1 protein-coding gene is annotated in these 1195 nt (G+C 73.1%); it reads right to left on the reverse strand.

From position 1 onward, the window contains the following. A partial coding sequence (locus tag PZ894_RS22045; protein ID WP_275748100.1) for a DUF4082 domain-containing protein occupies window positions 1-892 on the reverse strand: 892 nt, incomplete at its 3' end. Window positions 893-1195 lie beyond the last annotated feature (303 nt).

The following is a 1195-nucleotide window of genomic DNA, read 5'->3' on the forward strand; positions in this document are numbered from 1 at the left end:
TCACGTTGTCGGCGCGGACGACCAGGGTCCCGTTGACCCGGACGTTCTGCAGGGTCTGGCCGGGGGTCTCGAGGACCGTGGACCCGGAGTAGGGCGCGAGAGCGCCGGTGGCGCCGGTGTTGGTCGCGTCCGGCTTGACGCAGCTGCCGGGCACGGGGGTCGGCGCCGGCGCGGGGGCCGGCGTGGGCGTCCGGTTGTCGCCTCGGTTGTCGCCTCGGTTGTCGCCGCGGGTGTCGCCGCGGGTGTCGCCGCGGTTCTCACCGCGCTTGTCGCCGCGGCCCTCACCCCGGTGGCGCGGCTTGAACAGGATGTCGACCCAGTAGTGCGTGTGGGTCTGGCGCGTGCGCGCACCGGCCGACCCGCCGAGGATCCCGCGCCAGGCAGTCAGCGCCTTGTGGCGCACGGGCTGACGCGGGCTCAGGGCGTCGGGCGTCGTCGCGTAGCGACCGCGCGGTGCGACGTACGACGCGACGTAGTGCCGGCCGCGCACGACCCGCACCGGGTGCGCCAGCTTCGCGACGCGCCAGCCCGGCTTGCCGTGGGGGCGTGCCTTGCCGCGGGCGAGGACCTTGCCGCGTGCGTTCGTCAGCTGCACGCCGTAGGCGTGCCGGTCGGGGATGCCGCGGTAGAAGCGGACGGCACGGATCTTGCCGGCACGCCGACTCGAGAACTCGACGCCGACACGCACCCGGCGCCGATCGTTCACGACCGGGTCGGCGGGGCGGGTCGAGCCGGACCAGAGACCGTAGGCGGCGCGCTGCGCGTCGGACTGGTCGGCGCGGGTGTGGGCGGACGCCCTGTCGGGCGTGCCGACGGACCACACGACCGCCAACAGCGACGTCGCGACGACTGCTGCGAGGGCAGCACAGCTCGGCCGGGACAACTTGCTCATCTTCTTGCTCCTGAGGGGTGTGTCGAACTGGATCGCGGTCCCCCCGAACCGCTCTCGCTGGTGGAAAGATCGGCATCGACGACGCAAAGTCGAGGCCGCTGGGTGAAATTTGCGATCGGTGTCACGATCCGCGCGTGCGGGCGCAGCGGGCCCGCCCCGCAGGGCATGGCGCGGCCCGCCCCGCAGGGCGTGGTGACTACCGGGCTAGGCGCAGGGTGTGAGTGCGCTGCCGTCGCGGGTGTTGCCGGTCTGGGTGGGTGGGGTGGAGTTGGACTGCTGGTGGTAGCAGGTGTCCCAGTGGAT

It is taken from the genome of Nocardioides sp. YIM 152315, from assembly GCF_029210375.1.
GTDB lineage: Bacteria > Actinomycetota > Actinomycetes > Propionibacteriales > Nocardioidaceae > Nocardioides.